The sequence below is a fragment of the Actinosynnema sp. CA-299493 genome, assembly GCF_050946825.1.
Classification (GTDB): domain Bacteria; phylum Actinomycetota; class Actinomycetes; order Mycobacteriales; family Pseudonocardiaceae; genus Actinosynnema.
Genome location: NZ_CP191993.1, coordinates 3,246,360 through 3,259,045 on the forward strand (window position 1 = coordinate 3,246,360; position 12,686 = coordinate 3,259,045).

Genomic DNA, 12,686 nt, shown 5'->3' on the forward strand with positions numbered 1-12,686 from the left:
TCAGGCGACCTTCGGGTGGAGCTGGGTCTCCCGGCCGGTGACGGCGTCGATCGCGAAGACCCGTTCGACCCGGGGGTTGGCCTGGAGGGTCGGGAAGTCCGCCAGCTCCACCGGGTCGTCGTCGGCGCGGTTGGGTCCGACGAGGACGTAGACGTCGCCGCTCGCGCTGCGCGCCGGGCTGGCCGCGACGTCGTCCGACAGTTCGCGTTCGGGCCGCCCCGCCTCCCCGGGGTCGGCACCCGGCTCGACGCGACCGTCCAGGTTCGTCATGAACTCGGCCAGGTCCATGAGGGAGTGCCGCTGACCCTCCGCGTCGATGGTGTCGCCCGCCCAGAAGAAGGAACCCTCGCCCTTGGTGGCGAGGATGTCGCGGATGTTCTCCTGCCAGCGCTCGCCTTCCTCCGCCGGGAGGTCGCGCAGGTCGAGGCAGGGCTTGCCGTCCACCGAGGTGATCGGGAACCCGTGCTGGTCACGCTCGCCCCGCACGACATCGTCCGCACCGCCACCGTGCCCGCCTTCGGCACGATCACCGCCGTCGTGGTCGCGGTGCTCGCCGCCTTCGCGATCACGGCCGGGGCGCTCGTGGTCCGAGCCGTCGCGACCACCCCGCTCCCCGGAGGACTGCTCACCGGGACGACGATCGTCGAGGTCCGGCGCCGACGGCGTTCCCGCACCGCCACCCGACGAGCCACCGGCCGTGCCCGTGCCGCCACCTGTGCCGAGGTCCGGGATTCCGGTTTGCTTGAACAGGTCTTTCGGCACTTCGGGGATCGGCGGCATGGGTGGAGGGGTGGTGCCGCCGGTCGGCGTCGTCGCGCCGCCGGTCGACCCGCCGCTCGTGCCGAGGTCGGGGGTTCCGGGCTGCTTGAACAGGTCCTTGGGGACCTCGGGGATGGGCGGCATGGGCGGCGGGGTCGTGCTGCCGGCCGGGGTCGTCGCGCCGGGGGTCGTCGGCGAGGGTGATCCGCCGCCGGTCGATCCGCCACCTGTGCCGAGGTCCGGGATTCCGGGTTGCTTGAACAGGTCCTTGGGCACTTCGGGAATGGGTGGCGTCGGCGGCGGGGTGGTGTTGGCCGAGGGGGTGGCGCCGCCGCCGGAGCCGTTGGGGACGGGAGGCGGGTCGGGGATCTCGGGGAAGTCGGGGATCGGCGCGGCTTGCGGAGTCGTGGCTTGTGGTGGCGGGGCCGAGGTCCGGGCGGCGGCGGTGTCGGGTGCTCCGGCGGAGCCGGCGCCGTTGGCGGTGGGCGCTCCTGCCGGGGTGGACGGCTTCGTCGGGGAGTCGGCGGTGGGGGTGCCGGGCATCGGGGGCGTCGGGGGCATCTGGCCGGTGGGGGTGCCGGCCGCCTGACCGGTCGGTGCGCCGCCGCCCTGGCCCGTGGGCGTGCCGCTGCCCTGACCTGTGGGCGTGCCGCTCTGGCCGGCGGGGGTTTCCGTGTAGGCCGAGGCTTGCGTGGTGCCGTTCGCTCCGGGGACGTCGGTCGTCGGCGGGACCTGCGGGCCGGGGGTCGGGGAGGCGTTGCCCGAGCCACTCCCGGAACCGCCGGGGATCTCCTGGGTCGGGGTGACCGGTGGACCCTGGGGCGTCGGGGTGCCGGCGGAACCGCCTGCCGGTGCGCCCCGGGGCCCTTCGGTGATCATGGCGGGTTCGACCGTGGCGAACTGCTCGCCGCTGGCGCGGTCGGCCTCCTGCTGCGTCTGCGCGGTGGCCTTGAGGCCGTCGCCGACGAGCCCCAACGTCGCGGCGGCCTTACCCGTGAGTTCGACCGACCTGGTGTTGGAGGCGTTGAACGCCTCGACGGCGAACGTGCCCGCGGTGCCGAAGGCGTTGCCGGCGAGGACTTGGCCGGACAGCTTGGAGGAGACCTCCTCGTAGCCCGTGCGCAGGTCGCCGGCCTGCTGCTGGAGGGTGTCCATCGCGGCCGGGTCCATCGTGAAGCCGGAGTCGCCGCCGGGAGGTGGTGGCGTGCTGATCGTGGTGGGTGTCAGGTTGGTGACCATGGCGTTGCCTCCGCGGAACGCAGGGAAGTGGACGGGGCGGGGAGTTCTCGGCCGGACGGTCCGGGGACCGTCCGCGCCTACTCGGTCTCCACGACCCGGGTTGCCTGCGACAGCGGCTCGGCCTGCACGTGGACCGCCCGCATCATGGGTTCGGCTTGGACGGCATGGCGCGCCTGGAGCGGCTCTTCCACGCGGCTCGTCTGGAGGAACGGCTCGGCCTGGACGGCGTGACGTGCCTGGACCGGCTCGTCCACGCGACTCGCCCGCACGAAGTGGGTGGGCTCGTCGGGCAGGAGCCGACCGGTGAACCGCTCGCTCGCCACGGCCTGCACGGGTCGCAGCGCCGCTGCCTCCTCGACCACCATCGCCCGAGTGGCCTGCATCGGCTGGAGGGCTTCTCTTTCCTCGACGGCCATGGCGCGAGTGGCTTGCATGGGCTGGAGCGCTTCCGACTGCTCGACGGCCATGGCGCGGCCGGCCTGCATGGGCTGGAGCGCTTCCGACTGCTCGACCGTCATGGCGCGAGTGGCCTGCATGGGTTGCAGTGCTTCCGACTCTTCGACGGCCATCGCCCGAGTGGCCTGCATGGGGCGGAAGGCTTCTGTTTCCTCCACGGCCATGGCGCGAGCGGCCTGCATGGGGCGCAGCTGACCCTGAACGGTCTGGTCCTCGCGCAGCAGGCGGGTGGACGCGGTGTGTGCCAGGGCCGCCTCCGAACCACCGCTCGCGGCGGCCTCGAACCGTTCCCACGCCCGGCCGACCTCGTCGGAGAGCTCGTCGAGCTGCTTGACCCGGTCGACCTGGCGGGTCAGGGCGGCGTTCAGGTCGTTCATCTTCGCCGCGATGCTCGCGCCGAGCTGGGTCGCGCTGTCCACCACCGAGGCCAGGAACATCGCGATGGACGCGCCGAAGGTGATCGGCGCGAAGACGTAGGCGCTGATCGCGCCCGGCACCAGCGAGTTCGAGTAATGGCCGACGGTGTGCAGCAGCGCCTCCCGCAACGCCCGCACCATCGCGCCGCTGTTCTCGACCACCACGCCCTTCGCCGCCACCGCGCCGGCCAGCGAGTCCAGCTCCCCGCCCAGGGTGTCCATGCTGGTCTGGTAGGCCTCCTGCGCCTTGCCCGTCCACCCCTGGGGTGTGGCCAGCGTGTCGCGCTGCGCCCCGGCCAGCTCGCGCATCCGCTCCGCGGCCGAGCGGATCGCGTCCACGGTGGCCTGCACGCTCTGCGGGTCGCCCTGCAACTGGTCGATCGGCTCACGCAGGAAGGTCACGTAGTCGACCGCCCACCCCGCGACGCCCCGCAGGCTCGCGAACGGGTCCTCCGGGAACTGCCCGCCGGTCGGCCTGCCCACCACGGAGTCCGGCTCGGCCGCCGCCTCCGCGCCGATCGCCTCGATCCGCTGGTCGACGTCGGCCCTGGCCGCGATCTTCCTCCGCGCGGTGCGCGTGGGGGCCAACGCGGCGGTTCCTGTTGCCATGAGCCGGACCTTCCTCGACAGCGCTGGGGTTCGAGCCGGACTGGATGCCTGGCCCTGGCAGTCAAATGACCACCGCCAACGTCGCGCCAACGTTGTGCTAACGATCAACGCGGTGTCCGCCGGCAGCGGAACCGCTGCCGGCGGGAGCCCGACCTGCGTCACGATGGCGACATGGCGGACATCCTCCCTTTCCACCAGAAGCGCGCGCGGGACCGCACGCCCGACCACGGGCCGGAACCGCTGTGGCGCGACCTGCTCGGCCGGAGCCTGCGAGCGGTGCGGGAGGAACGGGGCAGCCGCCTCGTCGACGTCGCGGAGCGGGCCGGCATCTCGCCGCAGTACCTCTCGGAGATCGAGCGCGGCCGCAAGGAACCCTCCAGCGAGATGATCGCCGCCGTCGCCGGCGCGCTCGGCGTCGAGCTGGTCGACCTGCTCGCCGACATCGCGGGCGACATCACGGGCGACGTCCGTCGCCGGCGCGGCACGGGCCCCGCGGTCGGACGCCCCGTGGTCGGACGCCCGGCGGGGCCCGTGCTCATGGCCGCCTGAGGCGCGGTCTCAGGCGCGGTGTTCGAGGACGCGGTCCGCGAGCCCGTAGCGGATGGCCCCCACCGCGTCGAACACCCGGTCGCGGTCGGTGTCGTGCCGCAGTTCCGCGACCTCGCGACCGGTGTGCAGCGAGAGGATCGACTCCAGCTGGGACCGCACGCGCACCACCTCGTCGGCCTGGAGGATGAGGTCCGGGATGGTGCCGCGACCCTGCGCCGCGGGCTGGTGCAGCACCACCCTGGTGTGGGGCAGCACGAAGCGGTGCCCGGCCTCGCCCGCCGCCAGCAGCACCGCGCCGGTCGCCACCGCCTGGCCGACGCACGTCGTGGACACCGGCGCTTTGATGTAGCGCATGGTGTCGTACAGCGCGAGCATCGCGGACGGGTCGCCGCCCTCGTTGTTGATGTAGAGGTTGATCTCGCGGTCCGGGTTGTCCGCCTCCAGGTACAGCAGCTGGGCGATCAGCGCGTTGGCCACACCGGAGTCGATCGCGGTGCCGAGGTAGACGATCCGCTCGGAGAGCAGGTGCGAGTAGACGTCCATGATCCGCTCGCCGCCCAGGCCGCGGGTGATGACGTTGGGGATGGTGTAGGTGCTCACGCGCGGACCCCCGTCCGCGAACCGAGGCCCAGCTCGTGCGTGCGCACGGGCACGACCTGGTCGAGGCGCTCGACGACGTGGTCGATGAAACCGTAGTCGAGCGCCTGCCCGGTGGTGAACCAGCGGTCGTGCAGGGAGTCGGTGAAGATCCGGTCGATCGGCTGGCCGGTGTCCTCCGCGATGAGCCCGAGCACCGTGTCCCGGGTGTGCCGCAGGTCGTCCGCCTGCACCTGCACCTCGACGGCCGATCCGCCGATCCCCGCCGAGCCCTGGTGCATCAGGATGCGCGCGTGGGGCAGGGCGTAGCGCTTGCCCGGTGTGCCCGCGGACAGCAGGAACTGCCCCGCGCTGCACGCCAGCCCCAACGCGAGCGTGGCCACGTCGCATGGCACGAGCCGCATCACGTCGCGGATCGCGAGCATCGCCGGGACCGAGCCGCCCGGCGAGTGGATCCACAGCGCGACGTCCTTCTCGGGGTCCTCGGCGGCGAGGGACAGCAGCTGCGTGGCCAGCACGGTCCCGTTGTCGTCGTCGAGCGGGCCGTCGAGGACCAGCACCCGCCGGCTGAAGAACCGGTCCCGCAGTCGGTGGTCGAACAGGGGTTGCTTGTCGTTGTCGCTCATGCCCCCGACCATGCCGCCGCGCCGGTGCGTCGCGCGGGTCTCGCTGCTGTGGGCAGATCAGCCCTCGGCAGTCGGTGAGGGCTCGGTGCCGCGCGCGGGCGGAGACCGGTGCGCCCCTCGACGAGCGGGAGGCGCACCGGCGGGTGACATCGCGGGTCAGGGGCTGGTGCAGCTCAAGGTCGCGGCTGCCGAGGTGCCGTTGGCGATGAACCCGAAGGTGGTGGAGGCGTTGGCGCCGAGCGAGCCGTTCCACGAGGCGTTGCGGATCGCGGCCTGGCTGCCGGAGCCGACGGACACGCCGCCCCAGACCTGGGTGATGGCCTGCCCGGAGGGCAGCGTCCACCGCACGGTCCAGCCGGAGATCGCCGAGCCGGCGGTCACCGTGACGTCGGCCTGGAAACCACCCTGCCACGAGTTGACCGTGCGGTAGGAGGCGGCGCACGCCCCGGTCGGAGGCGTGGTCGTCGTGGTCGAGGTGCTGGTTGTCGTTGTCGTCGTGGTGGTGCTGGTCGGCGGGGTGTCGGTCGGTGCGACGGCCCGGCCGGTGGAGGGGGAGATCATGCCGGCGCAGAGGTTGCGGGCGGCGAGGTTGGTGGCGATCTGCGGGATGGCGTTGATGGTGGTCTGGTAGCCGTCGTGCATGAGGATGACGCCACCGTTCTGCAGGGTGGAGGCGGCTTGCACGATCTGGGCGGTGCCGGCGTTGTTCCAGTCCTGTGAGTCGACGCTCCAGAGCACTTCGGTGAGGCCGAACTGGGCTTCGACGGTTTTGAGGGTGCTGTTGGTCTCGCCGTAGGGCGGGCGGAAGAGTTTGGGTGCGGCGCCGGTGGCCGTTTGGATGGCCTGTTGGGTCTGGGAGATCTCCGAGGTCATCTGGGCTTGGCTGAGTTGGGTCATGTGGGGGTGGGACCAGCTGTGGTTCTCGACCCACATGCCGGCGTCGCGTTGGCTGCGGGTGAGGGCCTGGTTGGCTTGGACGTTGTTGCCCTGGTTGAAGAACGTGGCGCGCAGTCCGGCCGAGCGCAGTGCGTTGAGCAGTGCGGTGGTGGTGGCGGCCTTGGGTCCGTCGTCGTAGGTCAGGGCGACGTAGCCGCTGGAGCAGTCGGCGGCGCTGGCCGCGTTCGGCAGCACGACGGCCACCGCGCCGAGCAACCCGACCGCACCGACCAGCGCGGCGACGCGGCGCCGCACGCCACGTGTCATCGGCCTGCCGGCACCGGTGGCAGCAGTTCTGGACATCACTTCCTCCAAGGGGTCGAACCGGGAGCGACCGGGTCGAGGCGTCGCCGACCGAAAGTTGCGATACATCAGGTGTGCTATTTCGGAAGCTAAGGCCGCCCAATCGCCGGAGTCAAGCGTGGGGTTCACCTATAGAGACGCAAGGCCGCAGGTAGAGCTGAGTGCCCTGGCCGGCCGGAGGTTTCCGAAACTATCGGAGTCGGTCCGCTTTGCCGCATTCTGGCCGGGTTCTCCTGGGTGGACAACCGCGTCACACCGCCGTGACGAATAGCACAAGCGGTTTCGTCTTTTCTGGCCCATTAGGGTGATTTGTTGACCTATTGAGCGTCACTCGAACGGGTGAAGGATGGTGCGGTCCCGCCGGGCAGGACGAACTCCGCCCGGTTTCCAGGTCCCCGAAGGGCTGCACCACGTGGCTAGAAAAGGCATTGTCGCCCTCGCCGTCCCCGTCGTCCTCAGCGCGCTGCTGACCGCCGGCGTCGCGCCGGCCCGGTCGCAGGCGCCGTCGCAGAGCCCGATCGACATCACGCCGGCGTCGATCCGCCTCGACCCGCACCTGCCCCCGTTGCAGATCTCCTACGGCCACCACGCCGCCGGCGACCTCCACTACGTCCGCAAGGACGCCGCCGCGACCGACGGCTGCGCCGTGCGCGACCACGAGGAGACCGAGGAGTTCGAGGTCGAGCCCGGCGCCGGCCACGTCACGCTCTCCGGCGTCCGGTACGACCTCGTGCAGCTCCACTTCCACACGCCGTCGGAGCACCGGTTCGCCGGGCACGCCGACCCGCTGGAGATGCACCTGGTGCACCGCAGCGCGGCGGGCGCCCTGCTGGTGATCGGCGTGCCGCTGCGCGTCGGCCCGGCGTCCACCGCGGACGAGGTGCTGGCGCGCCTCGCGCCCGAGTGCGGCGAGGAGGTGCACCTCGGCGACATCGACCTCGACACCCTGCTGCCGGTGAACCGCGCCACGGCCCGCTACACCGGTTCGCTCACCACGGCGCCGTTCACCGAGGGCGTGCGGTGGTTCCTGATGGGGGAGAAGACGGTCACCCAGGCGACCGTCTCCCGCTTCCAGGGCCTGTTCTACGCGGGCAACGCGCGCCCCGTGCAGCCGCTGAACGGCCGCACCGTGCAGGTCGAGCTGCCGCACCTGTGACGGGTCCGGTGGCGGCGCCGACCGCGCCGCCACCGGGCACCTCAGTCCAGGGTGGTGTCGGCGCTGTCGCGCACGGCGACCGCGGCGGCGTTCTCCTGGTAGCTCTGCTCCGACACGAGGGTCACCCGCGCGGTGGACTGGAAGACCGGGATGGTCGCCGCGCCGCAGGACGCCATCGTGGCCTTGATCTTGGCCACGGTCAGCGCGAGCGCGTCGCCGAGGTCGCCGACGTACGGCACGTAGCCGTCGACGCCCTCCTCGAAGTGCAGCTTGTCCTCGCCCTGGTCGTAGCGCTGCCAGTTGCGGGCGCGGCTGGAGCCCTCGCCCCAGTACTCCTTGAAGACCGAGCCGCCGATGCGCACCTTCTTGCCCGGCGACTGGTCGAACCGCGCGAAGTAGCGGCCCATCATCACGAAGTCCGCGCCCATCGCCATCGCCAGGGCCATGTGGTAGTCGTGCAGCAGGCCGCCGTCGGAGCAGATCGGCACGTACTCGCCGGTGCTCCGCGCGTAGGCGTCACGCGCCTCGGCCACGTCCATGACCGCGCTGGCCTGGCCCCGGCCGATGCCCTTCTGGTCGCGCGTGATGCAGATCGAGCCGCCGCCGATGCCCACCTTCACGAAGTCCGCGCCCGCGTCGGCCAGGAACCGGAACGCCTCGCCGTCCACGACGTTGCCCGCGCCGATCGGCACCTCCGGGAACTCGCGCTTGACCCACCGCAGCGCCTCGGCCTGCCAGTCGCTGTAGCCGTCCGACGAGTCCAGGCACAGCACGTCCGCGCCGGCCGCGACCAGCGCGGGCACCCGGTCGCGGTAGTCGTGCGTGTTCACGCCCGCGCCGACCCGGAACCGCTTGGCCGCGTCCACCACCGCGCCGGGGAACTGCTTGTGGTCGGCGTAGTCCGAGCGGAACACGAGGTGCTGCAGGTGCCCGGCGCCGTCCACGACCGGCAGGCAGTCGAGGCGGTCCTCCCACAGCAGCGTGTTGGCCTCGGAGAGGGTGATGCCCTCCTTGCCGCAGGTCAGGGTGTCCGCGGTGCGCATCCGGTCGGCGACCGGGAGGTCGAGGTCGTGCCGGTCGGAGTGGAAGTCGCGGGAGGTGACCAGGCCGACGAACCGGCCGTGCGGCGTGCCGTCCTCGGTCACCGCGGCGGTGTTGTGGCCGGTGGTCTTCATCAAGCCGACGAGGTGGCGCAGTGCGTCGGTCGGGCGGACCGTCGTGTCGCTGACCACGAAACCCGCCTTGAAGTTCTTCACGAACCGCACCGCGTCCGCCTGGTGCTCCACGGACTGGTTGTGGTGCAGGAAGCTCAACCCGCCCGACCGGGCCAGGGCCACCGCCAACCGGGGCGAGCTGACCGCCTGCATGATCGCCGACGTGAACGGCGCCGACAGCCGGATCGGCGACGACCCGCCGACGGCGTGCCGCACCAGGGGCGTGCCGAGGTCGACCTTCGCGGGTGTGCACTCCGCCGTGGTCCGGTTGGGCAGCAACAGGAACTCGTTGAACGTCCGCGACACACCGGGCACGATCTCGACCACGAGCAGCATCTCCGAATCGCCAGGCCGGGCATCCCCGGCTCCGCCTTGTGGGGCGCAGCCTCCCACACCGCGAGGGGCACGCCGTGTCGCGAGCGCGCCGGCCGCCGCCTATGCTCGACGGATCCCCGCCGCGCCGTACCCGCCGGTCGTGCCGCGTGCACGACTCCCGCGACCGGCCGTGTCGAGCCGGCCCTCTTGTCCCCCTGTCGGGGGACCACACGCCCACTATCGAGGATCGGAACACGTGACCTTGCCCTACGGGTCGGACGACGACCACGCCGCCGACCGCTTCATCAACAACGCGCTGCGCAGCCGTGACGAGGAGACCTGGCGACTCCTGGCCTCCGACGCCCGCGTCGAGCAGACCGACCGGGTGCTGCGGGCGATGCTCGACCGGATCGCGGCGACGCGCGTGCACCGCACGGCCGAGCGCGCCACCGCGCGGGCACGGGCGCTCGACGGGGAGATCAGCCAGGCCGAGTACCAGCGCGACGCCGCCGAGGACGCCAACCGCGCCACGAAGACCGCCCACTTCGAGACGTTGGTGCGCGAGCACCACCGGCTGATCGCGGCGGCGGCCCGGCGGCTGCGCGGCGACGACGTCCGCGACGAGCTGACGGACCTCGTGCTCGCCCTGGGTTCCGCCGTCGACGCCCACCGGTCCGCCGTGCTCGCCGGCGGGTCCGAGCCCTCCGAGGCCGACCGGGCGCTGTGGGCGCGGCTGGCGACGCTCGACGTGCCGGACACCTCCGACGGCGAGGGCCGCACCTCGGTGGAGGACCTGGTCCAGCGGCACTCGTCGCGGCAGGACGACTTCGGGCGCGTGCTGGCCGGGATCGTCCTGGACGTGGCGGGTGACGCGACGTCGGTGCCGCGCGCCGCGCTGCTGACGGCGTGGAAGAGGGAGGTCGCGCCGATGCTGGCCGCGGCGCAGAAGAACGAGTTCGCGGCCAAGGGCAAGGGCTCGCTGGTGACCGAGAAGCTCCGCAAGACCATGGGCCACCTGGAGCGCAAGGGTCTGGTCAAGCGTTCCGGCACGGCGGACGAGCAGCGGCTCGACGTGCTCGACCGGCCCGGCCTGGAGGCCCTGGCGGGCGGGAACGGGGAACCGCCGGCGTGACGGTCCCCCCGCCGCGTCGGGTCACGGCGTCCAGCGGATCTCGGGGTTGAGGCGGCCGGACCAGTCGAAGGTCGCCATGTTGTCCCAGCCGTTGCCGCTGTTGGCGATGTCGGCCGGGTCCCAGCCGTTGCCGGGGACGGCGTACCAGGTCGGCTCCCAGTAGAAGACGCCGATGGCGCCCGCGTTGCGCGCGGTGTTCTGCACGTGGGCGAAGTTCCTCGCCTGGCCCGCCCAGGTCAGCGGGTAGTCCGCGCAGCCGGAGGTGATGGAGTTGCCGGTGCCGTCGGCGTTCCCGCTGGTGAACGGGTAGGCCGTTTCCGCGAGCACGACGTCCTTGCCGTAGCGGGAGCGCACGTCGGTGATGACGTTGTGGAGGTTGCCCAACGTGCCGTGCCACATGCAGTAGTACGACAGCGCGGTGATGTCCCAGGCCACGCCCTTGGCCCTGATGCCGTCGTAGAACCAGCGGGCGTGCTCCAGGCTGTCGGCGTTCGCCGTGTGGATCATGACCTTGGTGCCGCCGTTGCACGCCTTGGTGGCGTTGTAGCCGGCCTTCAGCAGCAGGCTGAGGTTGGTGAAGTCGTTGTTGACGACCTTGCCCTCGTTCCACAGCATGCCGACGTTGATCTCGTTGCCGATCTGCACGCTGTCCGGCGTGGTGCCCTGGGCCTTGAGGCCGGCGCACACGTCGTGGGTGTAGTTGTAGACGTCGGTCTGCAACTGGCCGATGGTGTGGCCCGACCAGGCGGCCGGCTTGTACTGCTTGCCGGGATCGGCCCAGGTGTCGGAGTAGTGGAAGTCGACCAGCAGCTTGAGGCCCTTGGCCTTCACCGTCCTGGCGTAGGCCAGGACCTTCGCCTTGTTGTTGTAGCCGCTGCGCGGGTTGTTCCAGACGCGCAGGCGGACGTAGTTGACGCCCGCGCCCTTGAGGATGTCGAGCGGATCCCGGGCGGCGCCGGACGCGTCGTAGTACTTCGCGCCGAGGTCGAGGGCGCGTTGCGCGGTCGAGACGTCCGCTCCGAGCATGCTCAGCGAACCGGCCGCGGAGACCGGCGGGGTGAGCGTGGCCAGCGGGAGCACGGCGGTCGCCAGGGCGAGGGCGGTCTTGACCGCCCGGGTGGGTCCGGACATCCGATCTCCTTTGATCGAGGGTACGGCGCGGCGGCGATGGACTGTGCACGTGCACAACATGAAAGCGCAGAACTTGGCCCAGCTCAACCTTTCACTGGAGTTGCCTGACTGGGAACGTGCACAGCGGTGGCCCGCTCGTCCGGACGAGCGGGCCGCACCGGCTGCCTCAGTCGAGCTCGGAGACCTGGTAGTGGCTGATCAAGCCGTCCTTCACGACCACGCCGAGGTGCGCGCGCAGCGTGGGCCGGTCCACGAAGGAGAAGTCCACGTCCAGGTAGCCCAGCACCACGCCGTCGGCGAGGTCGCGGGTCTCCCGGATCCGGTACCGCGCGGTCAGCCCGAGCGGCTGGGAGGCGTAGTACCCGGCCACCGCCTCGCGGCCCACGCCGTAGGGGCGCAGACCTTGGAAGATCGCGTCCTCGGCGAAGTTCGCGGCCACGCGTTCGGGTTCGTGCGCGTCCACGGCCTCCTTCCACCGGTCCAGGACGTCCCGCAGGACCTCGTCGGCCGCCACGTCAGTGCCCCGCGTTCTGGCCGCCGTCGACGTGCAGGACCTCGCCGGTGACGAAGCCGGCCTGCTCCAGGAAGGCGACCGCCTCGACGACCTCGTCGATCTCGCCGAGGCGGCCGACCGGGTGCAGCGCGGCGAGGAAGTCGTGCGTCTCCGGCGCGTGCATCGGCGTGCGGATGACGCCGAGCGCGACGGCGTTGACCCGGATCTTCCTGGTCGCGTACTCGGTCGCGAGCGACTTGGTGACGGCGGTCAGACCGCCCTTGGTCAGCGCGGCCAGCGCCGACGGGACCTGGGACAGCGCGTGGTCGACCAGGCTGGTGGACATGGTCACCACGTGACCGCCCTCGCCGCGGTCGAGCATCGCCGCGATCGTGCCGCGGGTGATGTCGAAGAAGCCCCGCAGGTTGGTGCCCGCGACGGTGGCGAAGTCCTCGTCGGTGTAGTCGGTGAACGGCTTGGCGACGAACACACCCGCGTTGTTCACCAGCGTGTCGACCCGGCCGAACCGCGCGAGGGCCTCTTCGACGACGCGCGTGCCGTCACCCGGCTGCGACAGGTCGGCCCGCACGGTCAGCACCTCGGGGTCGTCCGACGCGTCGATCGAACGGGAGGTGGCGACGACGGCGTAGCCGAGCTTGCGGTAGGCCGGGACGAGGGCCGCGCCGATGCCCTGGGAAGCGCCCGTGATGATCGCGACCCGCTGGTTGGTGGTCATGTCGGATACCCGCTTTCGA

Annotated in this window: 12 protein-coding genes; 3 read left to right on the forward strand and 9 right to left on the reverse strand. The window is 71.7% G+C overall.

All coding sequences use genetic code 11. From position 1 onward, the window contains the following. A complete protein-coding gene (locus tag ACQPYE_RS15085; RefSeq protein WP_498721821.1) occupies nucleotides 1-1,998 on the reverse strand; it encodes a hypothetical protein in 1,998 nt (665 codons plus the stop codon). Between the two features lie 77 nt (nucleotides 1,999-2,075). After that, nucleotides 2,076-3,479, reverse strand: a complete 1,404-nt coding sequence (locus tag ACQPYE_RS15090; protein ID WP_498721823.1) for a hypothetical protein — start codon at nucleotides 3,477-3,479, stop codon at nucleotides 2,076-2,078. A gap of 171 nt (nucleotides 3,480-3,650) precedes the next feature. Between ACQPYE_RS15090 and ACQPYE_RS15095 the strand changes: the two genes are divergently transcribed. Continuing rightward, the gene (locus tag ACQPYE_RS15095) at nucleotides 3,651-4,028 is read left to right on the forward strand and encodes a helix-turn-helix domain-containing protein (RefSeq protein ID WP_498721824.1); all 378 of its coding nucleotides are present in this window, start codon (nucleotides 3,651-3,653) and stop codon (nucleotides 4,026-4,028) included. Nucleotides 4,029-4,037: 9 nt separating this feature from the next. On the opposite strand, the gene ACQPYE_RS15100 is transcribed toward ACQPYE_RS15095, so the two are convergent. The 3 genes from ACQPYE_RS15100 to ACQPYE_RS15110 all read right to left on the reverse strand — a co-directional run bounded on the left by ACQPYE_RS15100 (nucleotide 4,038) and on the right by ACQPYE_RS15110 (nucleotide 6,490). Further along, nucleotides 4,038-4,628, reverse strand: coding sequence for a ClpP family protease (locus ACQPYE_RS15100; RefSeq protein ID WP_498721825.1), 591 nt, complete (start codon nucleotides 4,626-4,628; stop codon nucleotides 4,038-4,040). After that, entirely contained in the window at nucleotides 4,625-5,251 is a 627-nt protein-coding gene (locus ACQPYE_RS15105) for a ClpP family protease (RefSeq protein WP_498721826.1), read from the reverse strand. The genes ACQPYE_RS15100 and ACQPYE_RS15105 overlap by 4 nt, the downstream gene beginning before the upstream one ends. Before the next feature lie 156 nt (nucleotides 5,252-5,407). Next, on the reverse strand, nucleotides 5,408-6,490 hold the full coding sequence (locus ACQPYE_RS15110; RefSeq protein ID WP_498721827.1) for a polysaccharide deacetylase family protein: 1,083 nt from the start codon (nucleotides 6,488-6,490) through the stop codon (nucleotides 5,408-5,410). Nucleotides 6,491-6,902: 412 nt separating this feature from the next. Between ACQPYE_RS15110 and ACQPYE_RS15115 the strand changes: the two genes are divergently transcribed. Next, complete coding sequence (locus ACQPYE_RS15115) at nucleotides 6,903-7,646, forward strand: carbonic anhydrase family protein (protein ID WP_498721828.1); 744 nt, start codon at nucleotides 6,903-6,905, stop codon at nucleotides 7,644-7,646. A gap of 41 nt (nucleotides 7,647-7,687) precedes the next feature. Here ACQPYE_RS15115 and ACQPYE_RS15120 read toward each other — a convergent pair whose 3' ends face one another. Then, nucleotides 7,688-9,196 carry an IMP dehydrogenase gene (locus ACQPYE_RS15120; RefSeq protein WP_498721829.1) on the reverse strand — a complete coding sequence of 503 codons (1,509 nt, stop codon included), beginning with the start codon at nucleotides 9,194-9,196 and terminating at the stop codon, nucleotides 7,688-7,690. A 235-nt stretch (nucleotides 9,197-9,431) separates the two neighbouring features. Here ACQPYE_RS15120 and ACQPYE_RS15125 point away from each other — a divergent pair, with 235 nt between their 5' ends. Then, nucleotides 9,432-10,307, forward strand: coding sequence for a hypothetical protein (locus tag ACQPYE_RS15125; protein ID WP_498721830.1), 876 nt, complete (start codon nucleotides 9,432-9,434; stop codon nucleotides 10,305-10,307). A 21-nt stretch (nucleotides 10,308-10,328) separates the two neighbouring features. Here the strand turns inward: ACQPYE_RS15125 and ACQPYE_RS15130 are convergent, their stop codons facing one another. The 3 genes from ACQPYE_RS15130 to ACQPYE_RS15140 all read right to left on the reverse strand — a co-directional run bounded on the left by ACQPYE_RS15130 (nucleotide 10,329) and on the right by ACQPYE_RS15140 (nucleotide 12,667). Continuing rightward, nucleotides 10,329-11,438 (reverse strand): glycoside hydrolase family 53 protein, encoded by a 1,110-nt coding sequence (locus ACQPYE_RS15130; RefSeq protein WP_498721831.1) that lies wholly within the window; start codon nucleotides 11,436-11,438, stop codon nucleotides 10,329-10,331. A gap of 166 nt (nucleotides 11,439-11,604) precedes the next feature. Further along, complete coding sequence (locus tag ACQPYE_RS15135; protein WP_498721833.1) at nucleotides 11,605-11,952, reverse strand: Cif family virulence factor; 348 nt, start codon at nucleotides 11,950-11,952, stop codon at nucleotides 11,605-11,607. A 1-nt stretch (nucleotide 11,953) separates the two neighbouring features. Further along, nucleotides 11,954-12,667 carry an SDR family NAD(P)-dependent oxidoreductase gene (locus tag ACQPYE_RS15140; protein WP_498721834.1) on the reverse strand — a complete coding sequence of 238 codons (714 nt, stop codon included), beginning with the start codon at nucleotides 12,665-12,667 and terminating at the stop codon, nucleotides 11,954-11,956. Nucleotides 12,668-12,686: the final 19 nt, after the last annotated feature.

What these genes read in the sequence shown, in the direction of transcription:
- ACQPYE_RS15085 (WP_498721821.1), bottom strand. Translation starts at nt 1,998, where the DNA reads ATGGTCACCAACCTGACACCCACCACGATCAGCACGCCACCACCTCCC.
- ACQPYE_RS15090 (WP_498721823.1), bottom strand. Translation starts at nt 3,479, where the DNA reads ATGGCAACAGGAACCGCCGCGTTGGCCCCCACGCGCACCGCGCGGAGG.
- ACQPYE_RS15095 (WP_498721824.1), top strand. Translation starts at nt 3,651, where the DNA reads ATGGCGGACATCCTCCCTTTCCACCAGAAGCGCGCGCGGGACCGCACG.
- ACQPYE_RS15105 (WP_498721826.1), bottom strand. Translation starts at nt 5,251, where the DNA reads ATGAGCGACAACGACAAGCAACCCCTGTTCGACCACCGACTGCGGGAC.
- ACQPYE_RS15110 (WP_498721827.1), bottom strand. Translation starts at nt 6,490, where the DNA reads ATGTCCAGAACTGCTGCCACCGGTGCCGGCAGGCCGATGACACGTGGC.
- ACQPYE_RS15120 (WP_498721829.1), bottom strand. Translation starts at nt 9,196, where the DNA reads ATGCTGCTCGTGGTCGAGATCGTGCCCGGTGTGTCGCGGACGTTCAAC.
- ACQPYE_RS15130 (WP_498721831.1), bottom strand. Translation starts at nt 11,438, where the DNA reads ATGTCCGGACCCACCCGGGCGGTCAAGACCGCCCTCGCCCTGGCGACC.
- ACQPYE_RS15140 (WP_498721834.1), bottom strand. Translation starts at nt 12,667, where the DNA reads ATGACCACCAACCAGCGGGTCGCGATCATCACGGGCGCTTCCCAGGGC.